16 protein-coding genes and 1 pseudogene are annotated in these 14,681 nt (G+C 73.0%); 7 read left to right on the top strand and 10 right to left on the bottom strand.

What is annotated here, in order from left to right:
- The first annotated feature begins 228 nt into the window (after positions 1 to 228).
- Together LN042_RS10350 and LN042_RS10345 are read left to right on the top strand one after the other, a co-directional pair.
- Positions 229 to 1,254, top strand: a complete 1,026-nt coding sequence (locus tag LN042_RS10350) for a nitronate monooxygenase (RefSeq protein ID WP_230050699.1) — start codon at positions 229 to 231, stop codon at positions 1,252 to 1,254.
- A gap of 466 nt (positions 1,255 to 1,720) precedes the next feature.
- Positions 1,721 to 2,341 carry a hypothetical protein gene (locus LN042_RS10345; RefSeq protein ID WP_230050697.1) on the top strand — a complete coding sequence of 207 codons (621 nt, stop codon included), beginning with the start codon at positions 1,721 to 1,723 and terminating at the stop codon, positions 2,339 to 2,341.
- Between the two features lie 124 nt (positions 2,342 to 2,465).
- Here the strand turns inward: LN042_RS10345 and LN042_RS10340 are convergent, their stop codons facing one another.
- The 8 genes and pseudogenes from LN042_RS10340 to LN042_RS10305 form a co-directional block, all read right to left on the bottom strand.
- Positions 2,466 to 3,884, bottom strand: coding sequence for a sensor histidine kinase (locus tag LN042_RS10340; RefSeq protein WP_230050695.1), 1,419 nt, complete (start codon positions 3,882 to 3,884; stop codon positions 2,466 to 2,468).
- Complete coding sequence (locus LN042_RS10335) at positions 3,881 to 4,657, bottom strand: response regulator transcription factor (RefSeq protein WP_230050693.1); 777 nt, start codon at positions 4,655 to 4,657, stop codon at positions 3,881 to 3,883. Before LN042_RS10335 ends, LN042_RS10340 begins: the two co-directional genes overlap by 4 nt.
- Positions 4,658 to 4,945: 288 nt before the next feature.
- Positions 4,946 to 5,899, bottom strand: a complete 954-nt coding sequence (locus LN042_RS10330; protein ID WP_230050691.1) for a MerR family transcriptional regulator — start codon at positions 5,897 to 5,899, stop codon at positions 4,946 to 4,948.
- A gap of 67 nt (positions 5,900 to 5,966) precedes the next feature.
- On the bottom strand, positions 5,967 to 6,758 hold the full coding sequence (lgt, locus tag LN042_RS10325) for a prolipoprotein diacylglyceryl transferase (protein ID WP_230050689.1): 792 nt from the start codon (positions 6,756 to 6,758) through the stop codon (positions 5,967 to 5,969).
- 76 nt (positions 6,759 to 6,834) lie between these two features.
- Entirely contained in the window at positions 6,835 to 7,323 is a 489-nt protein-coding gene (locus LN042_RS10320) for a glutathione peroxidase (RefSeq protein WP_230050687.1), read from the bottom strand.
- Between the two features lie 160 nt (positions 7,324 to 7,483).
- A complete protein-coding gene (locus tag LN042_RS10315; RefSeq protein WP_230050685.1) occupies positions 7,484 to 8,056 on the bottom strand; it encodes a hypothetical protein in 573 nt (190 codons plus the stop codon).
- Positions 8,057 to 8,111: 55 nt separating this feature from the next.
- Complete coding sequence (locus tag LN042_RS10310; protein ID WP_230050683.1) at positions 8,112 to 8,516, bottom strand: cytidine/deoxycytidylate deaminase family protein; 405 nt, start codon at positions 8,514 to 8,516, stop codon at positions 8,112 to 8,114.
- A 177-nt stretch (positions 8,517 to 8,693) separates the two neighbouring features.
- A pseudogene (locus tag LN042_RS10305) lies at positions 8,694 to 8,935 on the bottom strand (GNAT family N-acetyltransferase); the annotation flags it as partial.
- Between the two features lie 161 nt (positions 8,936 to 9,096).
- On the opposite strand from LN042_RS10305, the gene LN042_RS10300 reads away from it, so the two are divergent.
- The 5 genes from LN042_RS10300 (at position 9,097) to LN042_RS10280 (ending at position 12,471) form a co-directional block, all read left to right on the top strand.
- On the top strand, positions 9,097 to 10,080 hold the full coding sequence (locus LN042_RS10300) for a threonine/serine dehydratase (RefSeq protein WP_230050681.1): 984 nt from the start codon (positions 9,097 to 9,099) through the stop codon (positions 10,078 to 10,080).
- A 218-nt stretch (positions 10,081 to 10,298) separates the two neighbouring features.
- A complete protein-coding gene (locus LN042_RS10295) occupies positions 10,299 to 10,685 on the top strand; it encodes a hypothetical protein (RefSeq protein WP_230050679.1) in 387 nt (128 codons plus the stop codon).
- Between the two features lie 284 nt (positions 10,686 to 10,969).
- On the top strand, positions 10,970 to 11,536 hold the full coding sequence (locus LN042_RS10290; RefSeq protein ID WP_230050677.1) for a hypothetical protein: 567 nt from the start codon (positions 10,970 to 10,972) through the stop codon (positions 11,534 to 11,536).
- A gap of 79 nt (positions 11,537 to 11,615) precedes the next feature.
- Positions 11,616 to 12,044 (top strand): roadblock/LC7 domain-containing protein, encoded by a 429-nt coding sequence (locus LN042_RS10285; protein WP_308191788.1) that lies wholly within the window; start codon positions 11,616 to 11,618, stop codon positions 12,042 to 12,044.
- A 55-nt stretch (positions 12,045 to 12,099) separates the two neighbouring features.
- Positions 12,100 to 12,471: a hypothetical protein gene (locus LN042_RS10280; RefSeq protein ID WP_230050673.1), complete on the top strand. Its 372-nt coding sequence runs from the start codon at positions 12,100 to 12,102 to the stop codon at positions 12,469 to 12,471.
- A gap of 109 nt (positions 12,472 to 12,580) precedes the next feature.
- On the opposite strand, the gene LN042_RS10275 is transcribed toward LN042_RS10280, so the two are convergent.
- Together LN042_RS10275 and pip are read right to left on the bottom strand one after the other, a co-directional pair.
- A complete protein-coding gene (locus tag LN042_RS10275) occupies positions 12,581 to 13,528 on the bottom strand; it encodes a hypothetical protein (protein ID WP_230050671.1) in 948 nt (315 codons plus the stop codon).
- Between the two features lie 178 nt (positions 13,529 to 13,706).
- Complete coding sequence (gene pip / locus LN042_RS10270; protein ID WP_230050669.1) at positions 13,707 to 14,681, bottom strand: prolyl aminopeptidase; 975 nt, start codon at positions 14,679 to 14,681, stop codon at positions 13,707 to 13,709.

The following is a 14,681-nucleotide window of genomic DNA, read 5'->3' as shown; positions in this document are numbered from 1 at the left end:
TGAGCAACCCAGGTCCTGTGCAAGCGAGCTTCTGAGTGAGCGAGCCGCTGAGCAGGCGGGCGTCGGGCACGTCGTGCTGCTCACGCACCTTGAGAACGCTCCCTGCATTCCCGTGCGCGGCGGACCCACCCTGGGCACGCGCCCTGGGCGCGCACCTTGAGTACGAACCCCAGGCGGGCGAAGTCCGATTGCCCGGGCACGGCCGTTGACGGCCCGTAGAGTACGTACATGTTCACCCTTCAGGACGTTGCGCTCCCCATCCTCGCCGCGCCCATGGCAGGCGGCGCCTCGACCCCGGAGCTGGTCGCAGCCGTCACCGAGGCGGGCGGCTTCGGCAGTCTCGCCGCGGGCTACCGGACCGCGGCGGCGATGAGTGAACAGATCGCCGCAGTCCGCAAGCTGACCGCCCGCCCGTTCGGCGTCAACCTCTTCGTCCCGGCTCCCACGGACCCGGTCGCGCTGGCGGGACTGCCCGCCTACCGGGAGGAGCTGCGGTCGGACGCCGAACGGCTGGGCGCCCGGCTGCCCGAGGAGATCCCGGCCGACGACGAGGACTGGGCCGCCAAGATCGCCGCCCTGGTCGTCGACCCGGTGCCGGTGGTCTCGTACACATTCGGGCTGCCGACCCCCGCTGAGGCCGAGGCGCTGACCGCGGCCGGCACGGCCCAGGTCGCCACCGTCACCAGCGTGGCCGAGGCCAGGGCCGCGGCGGAGCTGGGCATGTCCGCGCTCGCCGTCCAGGGGCCGGAGGCCGGTGGCCACCGTGGCACCCACAGCGTGGCGGCCGAGCCCGGCAGGGAGCCGCTGCTCGCGCTGCTCGCCGGTGTGCGGTCCGCCGTCGGCCTGCCGATCGTCGCGGCCGGTGGGATCGGTGACGGGCCCGCGATCGCCGCCGCGCTGGCCGCCGGCGCCACGGCCGTCCAGCTCGGCACCGCCTACCTGCTCGCCGACGAGGCCGGCACCTCCGCCGGGCACCGAACGGCGCTGCGGTCACCGGAGTTCACGGAGACCGCCATCACCAGGGCGTTCACCGGACGGGCAGCGCGCGGGCTGCGGAACTCGTTCATCGACCGGCACGCCGACCGGGCGCCACGCGCCTACCCGGAGGTGCACCACCTCACCGCCCCGCTGCGCCAAGCCGCCGCCCGGGCCGGGGATCTGCAGTCCATGCACCTGTGGGCGGGTACGGCGTTCCGCAGTGCCCGTCCGGGGCCGGCCGGTGAGATCACGGCTGATCTGTGGCGCGCGGTCTGATCCTGCCCGGGCTCGACCGTGCGCGTCCGAGCGCAGGACGGTGGGGGAACGGGACTGGACGGGCCCAGGGTGAGCCGACTCTCCCGCACCAAGGATGGGGTCGACCACCGGTGAGCCCCGGTTCGACTTCGGCCGGCCAGGGCGCAGCTGGCTGCCGCCGGTTGCCGCCGCGGATCCGCGCGCAGCACGACCAAGGCCGCAGCGGCAGCGCAGCCCGACCAAGGCAGTACCGGCAGCGCAGCACCCCTTGCACGGCACCAGCAGCGCGGCACCCCATGCACGGCACCAGCAGCGCAGACTGCGTGACGCAGCACCAGCACCAGCAGCGCGGCACCCGTAGTGGGGGCCGGCCCGGCAGCTGAACCAGTTCTTAACCAGCGCTGAGGCACACTGCTGACGGCTCGGCAGCGCGCCGGCTCGCGGCGCGGTCGGCGAGGCGCGCCCGGAAATGTATGAGGACGGTTTGGTGACCCTCACGAGCGATGCTCCGCAGGTGGACGGCGTCGGCGCCGATGACGGGAGCGGTCCCGGGGGCAATGCCCGGCTGACCAGGGTCACGGGTGTGCTGCTGCTGCCGCTGCTCGCGGTCCAGGGCTGGACCATCCTGTCCATCAGCCGCCTGGTGACAGTCCACGTGTTCGTCGGACTGCTGCTGCTCGGCCCGGCCTGCCTGAAGATCGCGACCACCGGCTACCGGTTCGTCCGCTATTACACGGGCGCCCGGGCCTACCGCCGCCAGGGCCCGCCGCCACTCCTGCGGCGGCTGCTCGGCCCGCTGGTGGCGGCCAGCACGGTCGGCGTGTTCGCCACCGGGTTGACGCTGGCGCTGGTCGGGCACGACACCGGGCCCGTCCCGGTCCTGCTGCTGCACAAGCTCATGTTCCTCAGCTGGATCGGCGTCACCTCGCTGCATGTCCTGCTGCACCTGCCCCGGCTGTTCGCCGTCACCCGGAGGCGTCTCGCCGGCCAGGCGTTCCCGGTTCCGGGGGCCGCCGGCCGCTGGGCGGTGGTGGCGTTGGCCCTGGCCGTCGGCACGGCCCTCGCCTTCGCGGGTGTCCACCTCGCGAACGCCTGGCGGGTGGGTTGACCGGGTCGGGTTGTGCGGTCAGCTGGTCCAGCGTCAGGGCGGGCGGTGGAAGTGGCGGCCGGCCCGACGCTCAGCCCACGGGACCGGTCGAGGCTGGCGTCAGCTCCTGGCACCGGGTGACCGCTCAGACGCGGGGAGCCTCTCGGCGTCGTCCGGCCGGTGCGGGCCGCGGTGCCCGCCGTTCGCGGCGTGAGCCACGGGCGGCCGCCGGGCCGGCCGGCAGGTGGAGCCTGGCGGTGAGCCCGCCGCCCGGGGTGGGCTCCAGCGCGACCCGCCCCCCGTTGGCCGTGATCAGCCGGTGGACGATGGCCAGCCCCAGGCCGGTCCCGCTGGGGCGCCCGGTGTCGAAGCGGCGGAAGGCGCGCTCCCGGGCGGCCTCGTCCATCCCGGGACCGTTGTCCACGACGGACAGCAGCACCCCGCGGTGCTCCGGGTCCCCGTCGGTCTCGATGGTGACCAGTCCGCCGTCCGCCAGGGCTTCCAGTGCGTTGGCGAGCAGGTTGTCCAGCACCTGCTCCAGGTCCCCGGCCGCCAGCAGCGCCGTCAGCCCGGACGAACCGCGCGCCGCGAGCCGCACACCGCGCTCCTCGGCCACCGGTTGCCACGCGCCGAGGCGGTCGGCGACGACCTCCTCGACGGCGACCGGGCTCGGCCGCGGGACCGAGTTCTCCGCCCGGGCGACCGCGAGCAGGCCGTCCACCAGCCGGGACAGCCGGGCCACCTCGTGCTGGGCTCCGGCCAGTTCCTGGGCGGTGTCGCCCTCCGCGTCCGCCGACAGCAGGTCGAGGCGCAGCCGCAGCGCGGTCAGCGGTGTGCGCAACTGGTGCGAGACGTCGGCGATGACCGCGCGGTGGCCGTGCACCAGGTTCTCGGTGCGGGCGGCCATGGCGTTGAAGGTGGCCGCCAGGCGGCGCACTTCCGGCGGGCCCTGCGGCACCGTCGCGCGGGCTTCCAGATCGCCCTCGCCCAGTCGGCCGGCGGCCCCGTCCAGGTCGGCCAGTGGGCGCCCGACCCAGCGGGCCAGCCGGACGGCGACCAGCACCGACGCGCCGAGGGCTCCCGAACCGCACAGGCCCAGCCAGGCCCAGATCGTGATCAACCGCTCGTTCAGACCGTCGGTGGACCGGGAGAACGCCAGCGCACCGGAGGCCGGCAGGGTGTCCCCGACGGGCACGACGAGGGTCAGCCTGCCGGCCCGTTGCACGGACTGCTGCCGACCCGTGGCCAGTACCCGGATCAGCGCCCCCGGGGGTAGGACTGCTCGGCACGGAGTGGACAGCACTTCGGCACCATGCGCATCGAACACCTGGGCGCACTCGCCGCGAGCGGCAGCTGACGAGATCTGCTCGGCGGCGTCGGAGTCGGGGCGGTTGTCGGACAGGTGCTCCTCGGCCGCCGCGGCGATGGTGCGGGCCGTGGCCGCCGTCTGACCCCGGAACGAGTCGCTCTCCCGGTCGGTCATCGAGATGCCGAGCGGCACCACGGCCAACACCAGCAACGCGGTCACCAGGGCCAGCACGCTCAGCGCGATGCGCTTGGTCACCGCATGGACTCCGGCCCGGGCACGGTGCCCGGGCCGCCGGGCGCAGCGGTGTCGCCGGGCACAGCGGTGTCGCCGAGGGCAGCGGTGTCGCCGAGCCGGAATCCCCGGCCGTAGACCGTCTCGATCAGTCCGTCGACGGCCAGTTTGCGGCGCAGCGCCGCCATGTGGACGTCCAGCACCTTGGTCGGTCCGTACCAGTGCTCGTCCCAGGCCCGTTCCAGGATCTCCTGCCGGGTCACCACCCGGCCCGGATCGACCGCCAGGCAGTGCAGGATGTCGAACTCCTTCGGTGTCAGCGCGACCTCCTGGCCGTGCACGCCGACCCGGCGGCTACGCGGGTCCACGGTCAGCGGGCCGTGCACCAGCAGTTCGCTGCCGGTCGGGCGGGTCCGCCGCAGCACCGCGCGCAGCCGGGCCAGCAGCTCCGCCAGCCCGAACGGCTTGACCAGGTAGTCGTCCGCGCCCTGGTCCAGCGCCGCGACCCGGTCGGCCTCCTCCCCGCGGGCGGTCACCACGATGATCGCGGCATCCGACTCCTGGCGCAGGCGGCGGCAGACCTCCACCCCGTCCAGGTCGGGCAGCCCCAGGTCGAGCAGCACCACGTCGGGCACCGGCCGCGTCCGGAGCGCCTCCGTCCCCGTCGCGGCGTGCCGGACCGCGTACCCCTCCCGGCTGAGCCCACGCCCGAGCGAGGCGGCGATTCCCTGGTCGTCCTCGACGACGAGGACGGACAGCGGTGCGGGGTGTGCCGCGCCTTCGGTGACCTGTGCCATTGCCTCAGCCTAGAACGCCCCGGACTGGCGGGCGGCGTGCGGGGCGCGGGATGCGGGGAGCGGGGCGCGGGGCCGGGTCCTCGCCGGGTTTCCCGGCTCGCGGGCGGCCGGCGCCGTGACCGCAGCCACGCCGACCACCGGGGCGTCCCTACCTTCCCGCCCGTTGCCCGTTGCCCGTTGCCCGTTGCCCTGTTGGCCGGGGTTGGCCCGTTGGCCGCGGTGGGGCGGCGGTGCCCGCTCGAGCCGGGCAGGTGTCCGCTCGAGCCGGGCGGGCCGATCGGTGCAGCGTCAGCCGGCCCGCAGCGCCTGGATCAGCCAGGCCGCGGCCTCCGCCGTACCGGTTGGTGAAGCGTCAGCCGTCGGCCAGTCGTTGATGGTGCCGAGCAGCTGCCAGTAGCGCTCGTAGCGCGCGTCGGTGGACGCCTCCAAGCAGGTCAGGAGCCAGCGGCGGAACTCGGGTCCGTCGGTGCGGCCGATCAACTCGGCGTACGCCCCGACCAGCTCGTCCAGCACCGGGCGGGCGTCCGGCGAGCCGGGGGTGATGCCGGAGGCCACAGCGGCGGCGACCCGGTCGGTCAGCAGTGCCGCCACGGCCCGGGAGGCGTCGCCCGGCGGGGTGCCCACCTCCGCCGCCGAGCGCGCCTGGGCGGCGGCGGCCCGCCGGAGGCCGGCGCGGAAACCCTGGTCCTGTACCAGCTCGGCCAGCTCCACCCAGGCTTCGATCTGCTGCCGGCTCGGCTCGGCAGGCAGTTCGGGCATCGCGCCCCGCAGCATCGGCAGGAAGTCGGGGCCGGGGTCGAGACCGCGGAAGGTGTCGTCGATGAAGTCGTTGATCAGGGTGCGTCGTTCGGTGTCGGAGAGCCGGGCGAGCTTGTGCATGAGTTCGATCTCCTCGGGTGTGGTGGTGCCCCGCCTGGCCACCATCCGCAGCACGGCCCGGTGCGACTGCATCGCGCGGATCCGGGTGCCAAGGGCGGCCGCGTGCGCCTCGGCGACCTCGGCGAGGGTCAACTCGCTCGCCAGTACCCGGTGCACGGTCGCGAGGTCCACGTCGAGGTCGCGCAGCGTACGGACCAGGCCCAGGCGCAGCAGCGCGTCGGGACCGTAGAGCCGGTAGCCGGCGGGGGTTCGGTCAGCCGGCGGCACCAGCCCTTCGTCGGACCAGTACCGGATCGTCTTGACCGTCAGACCGGTCAGCCGGGCCAGTTCGCCGATGGTGAGGAGGGTGGTGTCGTCGGGCATGTCCGCCACTGTCCGGTCTCCTGCCGCTGGAGGGTCAAACCCGTTCACCCGTGGAGGGCGTGGCAGGTCAGTCCCGCCTGCGTCGCTGGAGGACGATGAACCAGACCAGCCCGAACAGCGCCAGGCCCGACGCCACGTAGAAGTTCAGCCGCAGACCGAGGAAGTACTGCGAGGGGTCGACGCGCAGCGACTCCTCGAAGATGCGGAACGCCGAGTAGCCCATCACGTAGAGGGCCATCAGGCTGCCCGGTTGGAGCCGCTTGCGGTTGCCGAGCCAGATCAGGACCGCGGCCAGCGCCAGGTCCCAGATGAGCTCGTAGAGGAAGGTGGGGTGGAAGGTCCGGTCCTGGAGGTAACCGGGCGGACGGTAGCCGGGGTCGATCTCCAGGCCCCAGGGGAGGTCGGTCGGTCCGCCGAAGAGTTCCTGGTTGAAGTAGTTGCCGATCCGGCCGATCGCCTGGGCGATCAGCAGGCACGGTGCCAGTGCGTCCATCATGCCGAGCACATCGGCTCCGGCCCGGCGCACCCGCCAGATGCCGACGGCGGTGGCCAGCGCGACGCCGCCCCAGATGCCGAGCCCGCCCTCCCAGACGGCGAACGGGCCCCACCAGTGCGGCGGGATGTACTTGGGCGTGGTCAGGTCGAAGTAGATCCGCCCGCCGATGATCCCGGCCGGCACGCACCACAGGGCGACGTCGTCCACCAGCACCGGGTCGCCGCCCGCCGCTCGCCAGCGGTGCCGGCCGAGCGCCACGGCGAGGCCGATGCCCACGATGTACGACAGCGCGTAGAAGTGGATGAAGAGCGGCCCGATGTGGAACCCGTTGGTGGGCGGGGACGGGATGGCGGCTAGCAGCATGGGGTTGAGGGTATCGGCGGCGCCCAAGTCGACCGGCCCACCCCGGAGGGTCCAGGGTGGGCCGGTCGATCAGCGGTCAGGCGGGGAGCTGCGCCTCGATGGCGGCGACGACGGCGGCGTCCTCGGGCTCGGTGCGGGGACGGAACCGGCCGACCACGGCGCCCTCGGCGGAGACCAGGAACTTCTCGAAGTTCCAGGTCACGTCACCGGCGTTGCCCTCGGCATCGGCGAACCCGGTGAGCTCCGCGTAGAGCGGGTGGCGCTGGTCGCCGTTGACGTCGACCTTCTCCAGCAGCGGGAAGGTGACGCCGTAGGTGGTGGAGCAGAAGGTCTGGATCTCCTCGGCGCTGCCCGGCTCCTGCCCGGCGAACTGGTTGCACGGCACGCCGAGCACCGTGAAGCCGCGGCTGCCGTACTGCTCCTGCAGCCGCTCCAGCCCGGCGTACTGCGGGGTGAGGCCGCACTTGGAGGCGACGTTGACGACGAGGACGGCCTTCCCCTTGTAGGCGGCCAGCGAGGTGGGCTCGCCGGACAGGGTGCGCAGGGGGATGTCGTACAGGCTCATTCGCAGGCCCTTTCGATATCGGGACGCCAGTTGGGCGGAACACGGCCAACGGTAGTCGTACGGCACGGCACGGCGTGGCGCGGATCGGCTCGGCTGAGGGCCTCTGGCGGAACGGGTGCTCTCGGGGTGACCGGGCGAGGTCCTGCCACCCTCACCGACCCTAGCCCGTGGTGGCGGCGACGATCACGAAGACGGCGATCACGATGACGACGCCCAGGATCAGCCCGACCACTCCAGGGCTCAGCCGGTCGCGGAGTTGCGCCGACGGCCGGGACCGTGTTGCCGGCTCCGTGCTGAGTTCCCACCAGGTGACGATCCGCTGGAAGTCCGCCGCGAAGCCGGGGTAGGGGCAGACGGTGTTGTGGGCGAGGCCGGGCAGGATGCGGCGGCGCCCGTCGTGGAGGAAGATCCGAGGGGCGAACGCCGTTCCGGCCTGGGTCCCGGTCTCGCGTACGTCGATCCAGCGGATCTCCTGCCAGGGGTGGGTCTTGGCCGGCCCGATGCCCCAGCAAATGGTTATGCCGGCGGCTCCGACCGTGGTCCAGCTCCGGGAGGAGACGTAGAAACCGGCAACGATGAGCGCGACCGTGACGCCGAGCACCCAGAAGAAGCCCGCCACGCCGAGCCGTGAAGCGACGAGGAGTTCTTGGACGCCGACCAGCCCGCCCCACAGGGCAAGGCGCGACCAGGAGGGGCGGAGACGGTCCCTGCCTCGAAAGCTCAGCTCGTTCACGGCCGAACACTACGTCATGTCGAGGCCGGGCAGGACGGCGCTGGATGGGGGCTGCTCACTCGGCGTCGAGCTGGTGGTCGGCCCAGACGTAGCTTTCGGGCAGCAGGTCGGCGATGGGGACGGTGCGGGGGCGGTCGGGTGCACCGACGATGACCTCGATGGTGGGGAAGTAGTCGAGTAGCACCTGGCGGCAGCGGCCGCACGGGGGGACGACCCCGCGCCCGCGGTCGCCCACGGCGACGATCGTGTCCAACTCGTAGGCGCCCTGGGTGGCCGCGGTGCCGATGAGGACCAGTTCCGCGCAGGGGCCTCCGGTGAAGTGGTAGGCGTTCACCGCCGTGATGATCCGGCCGTCCCGGGCGCGGGCCGCGGCCGCCACGGTGTGGTTGTCGCCCCGGCAGCGGGTGCGGGCGACGTGCGTTGCGGCCTCGATGAGTTCCTGGTCAAAGCGGTCGGTCATGGCCTTCTCCGAGTGTGGTCGGGCGGGAGTGGTGCTCAGGTGGGTAGCTTGCCACTGTGTTGTCAGGCAGGCGGCGTGGGACATCAGGCACCCGAACGTGACCAGCGGCAACACCATCGACGCCGACGACCCACCCGGCGCCTTTGCGCTCTTGCGTCGGGGGCAGCCGCCCGGGGATCAACCGACCGGGCTGCGGCCCATCAGGACGTCGTCGACGTACTGTCCGTCGAGCAGGAACTCCTCCGGCGGACTTCCTCGACGGTGAAGCCGCAGCGCTCGTACAGGCGGCGGGCCGGCAGGTCGCGGCCGAGCACGTGGAGCGTCATCCGGCGCGCGCCCTGGTCGCGGGCGGACTCACAGGCTGCTCCGACCAGGGCGCGTCCGATGCCGTGGGCGCGGGCCGCCGAGTTGACCGCGAGTCAGCCAGAGCCGACCTCGGCCATCCACTGCCGGCCACCGCCCGCCCTGCCGGCTACCGCCCGCCGCTGCCGCCGGCGGTGATCAGCTGATGGCGCCGGCCGTTGGACCAGTGGTCAACTGGGGGCTGATCAACCCTCAGCCTCACGGTAGGAGCAGCGACGTGCACCAGCTCGGCTATGGCGACATCAAGGCCGCCGGGGCCCGGATCACCGGACGCATCCGCCCCGTCAGCGTGGTCCAGGCGGACCTCGTCGGTGAGCCCCACGAGACGTGGCTGGCGCTGGAGTTCATGCAGTACACCGGCTCGTTCAAGGCGCGGGGAGCGCAGAACTTCATCCAGGCGCACCGCGAGGCGGGCACCCTCCCCGAGGTCGGGGTGACCATCGCCTCGGGCGGCAATGCCGGGCTGGCGTGTGCGTGGGCCGCGCGGCAGCAAGGCGTGCGGGCCACCGTCTTCGTGCCCGAGACCGCGCCGGTGGTGAAGGTGGCCCGGCTCCGCGGCTACGGCGCCGAAGTGCGGTCGGTCGGCGCGGAGTACGCCGAAGCCCTGGCCGCCTGCGAGGAGTTCGCCTCCGCCACCGGGGCGTTGGCCTCGCACGCCTACGATCACCCGCTGATCGCGGCCGGGGCCGGCACGCTGCTGGAGGAAATCCACCAGCGGATCCCGGGGCTGGACACCGTACTGGTCGCGACCGGCGGTGGCGGCCTGTTCGCCGGAGTGGCCACGGCCGCCCGGCAGCACGGCATCCGCACGGTTGCCGTCGAACCCGAGAACTGCCGTGCACTGAACGCCGCGATCGAGGCGGGTCGTCCGGTCGACGTCCCCGTGGACTCGGTCGCTGCGGACTCCCTCGGGGCCCGCCGGGTCTCTGCCATGGCTCTGCATGCCGCCCAGCAGCACGACGTGCGGTCGGTGCTGGTGACGGACGGCGAGATCGCCCGGGCCCGCCAAACGCTGTGGGAGGAGCGGCGGTTGGCGGTCGAGCACGCCGCCGCCACCGCCCTGGCGGCGCTGACCGGCCGGGCCGCCGCGCCGGACCTCGGCTACCGGCCGGGCGGGGGCGAGAAGGTCTGCGTGGTGCTGTGCGGAGCCAACACCGACGCGGGGAGCCTCGTGCGGCCCGAGGGCCGAGCCGCGGCGTGACGCCCGACCATCAATGACGGTGACACCGTCTGCAGTTCACCATGGACTCAGCGGAGCGGGTGCGCTGCAGGGCGACCGTGTAGCTGGTTGTCATATGCCAAGTGATCGTGCCGAAAGCCCGTGCGCTCCTTCGAACGGTAGTAACGTAGCGCCCCGACGCGGTCACTCGATGAAGCGGTGGCCATGGCATGTCGTGCTGTCCAGTGAAGGGATGAGCGGTGCCGGAGATCGACGGGATGCTGGTCGACGTCATGGCCATATCCGGCGCGCGCGGCGCCAGTCTGGTGGACTGGACGAGCGGGCTGGCCCTCGCCGTGGCGGGGGAGGGGCCCGGGGGTGACCACGCCCGCGGGGCCGCCGACGTCGCGGAGTTGGCGCGGGTGGTCATGCTGCAGCCCTCGTTCGCCGACCCCCTCGCCGACGACCCGGGCGCCGAGGACCTGATCCTCACCACGCCGGACCGGTACCACCTGATCCGGTTCCTGACGGCCGGGTTCGACGCACGGCTGCTGCTGCACCTCCAACTGGACCGCGATGCCGCCAATCTGGCTCTGGCGAGGCGCCAACTGGCGGCGGCGGCGACGGGATCGGCGGTCGATCGATGACCGCGGTGACGGCGATCGCCTCCGCGGCGCGGAGTTCGCCGGCCGGGCGACCGCTGCCCCGGCGGCGGTGGTCGCGCCACCGGTATCCGGTCAGCGCCTTCGAGGCTGCGCTGGCGGATCTCGGGGTGCGAGGTGCCACGGGGGCGCTGCAAGGGCCGACCGGGACCATCTGGCTCTCCCGCGGCACAGTGGTGGGAGCGCACAGCCCGCTGGTCTTGGAACTCCCGTGCCCCGCCCCGGGCGACCGTCGCCTTGCAAGCGAACTCGCTTGGCAGGAACGGTCATTGGATGCGGTGTATTTCGTACTCGGCCAAGCCGGCCGGGAGTTCGAGTTCCATGCCGGCCCGCCACCGGACGGCTCGGTGCGCAGCCTTCCCCTGGAGGCACTGCGCCAGGCGATCGGGCGCCGCCGGGCGCTGCTCGACCAGGTGATGCCCCGGCCCGAGCTGGACACCGCTGCCGTCACCGTGGCCGAGACCCGCCCGGGGGTGCCACCCGGTCGTCGGCTGCGCGCCGTACTGGCCGCCGCCGACGGGCAGTTGGCGCCGTCGCAGCTGGCGGCCCGACTCGGCCGCTCCGTTTTCGGACTGCTGCTGGACGTCCGGCTGCTCGCTGCGGCCGGTCATCTGGTCCTGCCGCACCGGCCGCTGTCCGAACCGCCTCCGGCGCCGTCCGAACCGCTCGGGCCAGTGTCCGACCCGCACCGGCCGCCGCCTGAACCGCACCGGGCGCCGTCCGAACCGCCCCCGCCCAGCGCGGCCGCTCCGTCCGATCGTTCACCCGCCGTCCCGTCAGATCCGGAGGTCACCATGCTGCTTCGGATTCGAGCCGCCCTGGAGGCTCGGCTGTGAGGCTCCCGCCCACCCCCGTCGACCGCCGAAGCCCGTCATGAAGCGCGCCCTTCGGCAGCTATCAGGAAGGAGGCAGGCCATGTCACCCGTCTTCGACCCGGCCGCCCTGCCGGACATCATCGGCGAGCTCAAGGAGGTGCGGGCCAGGATGCCGCAACTCACCGGCGTGCTGCTGGCGACCGTCGACGGCCTGGTCCTCGCGCATGACGCCGACGGTGTCGAGCCCGAAGGCGTCGCAGCGTTGACCGCAGCCGCGCTGGGAGTCGGCGCGCGAGTGGCCGAAGCCACCGGCCAGGGCTCGTTGCTGGAACTCCTCACCCGCGGCGAGCGCGGCTACACCGCCACCTACGCCGCCGGTGCCTTCCTCGTGCTCACCCTGTTCACCGGGCCCGACGTCAACGTCGGCCTACTGCACTTCGAAGCCCGCCGGGCCGGCGGCCGGATCGCCGCGCTCGCCGACGCCCAGCTGCGCCGGATGCCTGTCCCCGGCTCGCCGGTGGATGCCTGAGACATCCGCTGAAGCCACTGTCCGCACCACCTTGCCCACAACCCGAAGGAATCCCATGACCACCACAGACCTCGCCCTCAAGGACGCGATGAGCAGCATCGAGGGTGCGATCGGCGTCGCCCTCGTCGACTACAACAGCGGCATGGCCCTTGGCACCCTTGGCGGTGGCGAGCTCGACCTCACGGTGGCCGCCGCCGCCAACACCGATGTGGTCCGGGCGAAGGTGCGCGCGATAGAGATGCTGAACCTCAACTCCGCCATCGACGACATCCTGATCACGCTCACCGACCAGTACCACCTGATCCGCCCGCTCACCAGCCGCTCCGGCAAGGGACTCTTCCTCTACCTGGCGCTGGACCGCAACCGGTCCAACCTGGCGATGGCCCGCCACCAGCTGCGCCGGATCGAGGGCGATCTGGAGGTCTGAGCCCGCCCCGCTGCACCGGTCGCCGCCGCCGAGCCCGTCCGCTCGGCCGCGGCGACCCCGCGATCGCGCTGCTGCGGCGATCCCGTCGGGGCGCTGCTGCGGGATCGGGTCATGGCGCGGCAGCGCCCGCCGCCGGCCTGCGCGCGCGGACCAGTGCCGTCACCATGACCGTGCCCGCCGCCACCGCGGCGGCGTGCAACAGGGCCGCGACCGCCAGGTCCTCCGGCCACTGCGCACCGCTCGGGTGCGCCACCGCCAGGTACACCGTGATCGGCAGCTTCCAACCGCTCCACGCGAACAGCGAGCCCGTCCCCAACCAGCCGACCGTCAAGGGCACCCAACGGGCCGGCAGGGCCGGCCGCCCACGGCCGACCGCCCAGGTGGCAGCGGCGGCCGCGAGCGCCCAGAGCCCGCACACCCCGTTCAGCAGTCGCCAGTTGACGTCCCGGTCCGCCGGGTGCGCCAGGCCGGCCGGCCCACCGAGTGCCCAATACAGCCAGACCAGGCCGATCGCCGCGCTGACGCCCGCCGCGTACCACGCCCGGCTCGGGCCGCCCGCGCGGCCGTCGCCGATCCGACCCGCGAACGCCTCCGGCCAGCGCCGCCGGCAGTACGCGGGCAGCGCGATCACCAGCCCCAGCCCCATCCCCACGAAGCTGCTCTGGATCAGCACGGACTCCCAACCGGGCATCGACGGTCCGTGGCTGGCGGATGCCCGGCCTGTGCCCGCATCGCCCAGCAGCGAACCCAGGGCGACGTAGGGCAGCATGGCGACCAGGAACCCCGACCCGACCCAGGCGACGAAGGCCACCAGCGGCCCGCTGATCCGCATCCCCCAGGGACGTACGAGCGCGAGGGCCATGGTGATCCCCAGGGCCGCCATGCCGATCGTGGCGGTGTTGAGCACCACCCAGCCGGCCAGGTTGAAGCCCGCGCCGATCGGCAGCAGCCCGGCGAGCGAACCGACCACCCAGGAGACCTTGATCAGTGCATAGGGCGCCATCACCAGTGCGGCGCCGTACGCGGCCAGGCGACCTGCCCTGTCGAACCGATCCATCCGGGGTTCCCCTCTCTCGGCTGTGGGAACCCAGCTTCACCGCCCGCCGCACGCGACCGCGTCGTGCCGGGGTCGTACCTCCATCCCCCGCCAGGGTGAGCCGTGGCCCTCGGCCGTGCGGCCGTGCGGCGGCGAACCGAGCGAGCCGCCGGCCGGCGCCACGGCGACTCGCCCCGGCTCAGCGTCCGTTCCCGCTGAACCGAGCCAGTGCGTCCATCACGGTGTTCCGCATGGTGGGGCTGCCCGTGTGCCCCGCCTCGTCGATCACCTTCAACTCGGCGTCGGGCCAGACCTTGGCCAAGTCCCACGGGCCCTTGAGCGGGCAGCCCAGGTCGAGCCGGCCCTGCACGATCACGCCCGGGATGCCGGCCAGCCGATGGGCGTCGCGGATCAGTTGGCCGTCCTCCAGCCAGGCGTTGTTGGCGAAGTAGTGGGCGCAGATCCGCACGAAGGCCAGCAGCGCGTCGTCCGGCCGGTTGCTGTACGCGCCGGGGTGGCCGAGTGCCTCATGGGCGATCACCGCGTCCTCCCAGGCACACCAGTCGCGGGCCGCCTGCATGAGCACCGCAGGATCCGGATCCGGGTTGTTCAGCAGCCGGTTGTAGGCGGCCACGACGTCGCCGTCCCGCTCGGCGGCCGGCAGCGCGTCCCGGAACGCCTCCCAAGCGCCGGGGAGCAGCGGGCGCAGGCCGTTGTAGAGCCAGTCGATGTCCTCCTGCCGGCCCAGGAAGCTGCTGACGACGACGATTTCGGACACCCGCTCCGGATGGCGCTGGGCGTAGGCGAGGATCAGTGCCGAGCCCCAGGACCCGCCGAACAGCAACCAGCGCTCGACGCTGAGGTGTTCGCGCAGGCGCTCCATGTCGGCGATCAGGTGCGCGGTGGTGTTGTGTTCGAGGCTCACCGACGGATCGGAGGCGTGCGGCAGGCTGTCACCGCAGTTGCGCTGGTCGAACCGGATGATGCGGTAGGCCTCGGGATTCAGACCCGAGGTCCGGCTGCGCCGTCCGCCGCCGCCGGGGCCACCGTGGACGCACAGCACGGGTTTCCCTCCGGGGTTGCCGAGGACCTCCCAGTAGATCCGGTTGCCGTCGCCGACATCGAGCAGGCCGTGCTCGTGCGGTTCGGACAGCTCGTACAGCGGTCGGTCCAT

The organism is Kitasatospora humi, from assembly GCF_020907985.1.
Classification (GTDB): Bacteria; Actinomycetota; Actinomycetes; order Streptomycetales; family Streptomycetaceae; genus Kitasatospora; species Kitasatospora humi.
This window is presented reverse-complemented; position numbering and strand designations above follow the sequence as displayed.

Bases quoted from the DNA above. Each gene is read 5' to 3' on its own strand.
- LN042_RS10350 (WP_230050699.1), top strand. From the start codon at position 229: ATGTTCACCCTTCAGGACGTTGCGCTCCCCATCCTCGCCGCGCCCATG.
- LN042_RS10335 (WP_230050693.1), bottom strand. From the start codon at position 4,657: ATGGCACAGGTCACCGAAGGCGCGGCACACCCCGCACCGCTGTCCGTC.
- LN042_RS10330 (WP_230050691.1), bottom strand. From the start codon at position 5,899: ATGCCCGACGACACCACCCTCCTCACCATCGGCGAACTGGCCCGGCTG.
- lgt (WP_230050689.1), bottom strand. From the start codon at position 6,758: ATGCTGCTAGCCGCCATCCCGTCCCCGCCCACCAACGGGTTCCACATC.
- LN042_RS10320 (WP_230050687.1), bottom strand. From the start codon at position 7,323: ATGAGCCTGTACGACATCCCCCTGCGCACCCTGTCCGGCGAGCCCACC.
- LN042_RS10310 (WP_230050683.1), bottom strand. From the start codon at position 8,516: ATGACCGACCGCTTTGACCAGGAACTCATCGAGGCCGCAACGCACGTC.
- LN042_RS10285 (WP_308191788.1), top strand. From the start codon at position 11,616: ATGTCACCCGTCTTCGACCCGGCCGCCCTGCCGGACATCATCGGCGAG.
- LN042_RS10280 (WP_230050673.1), top strand. From the start codon at position 12,100: ATGACCACCACAGACCTCGCCCTCAAGGACGCGATGAGCAGCATCGAG.
- LN042_RS10275 (WP_230050671.1), bottom strand. From the start codon at position 13,528: ATGGATCGGTTCGACAGGGCAGGTCGCCTGGCCGCGTACGGCGCCGCA.
- pip (WP_230050669.1), bottom strand. From the start codon at position 14,681: ATGGACCGACCGCTGTACGAGCTGTCCGAACCGCACGAGCACGGCCTG.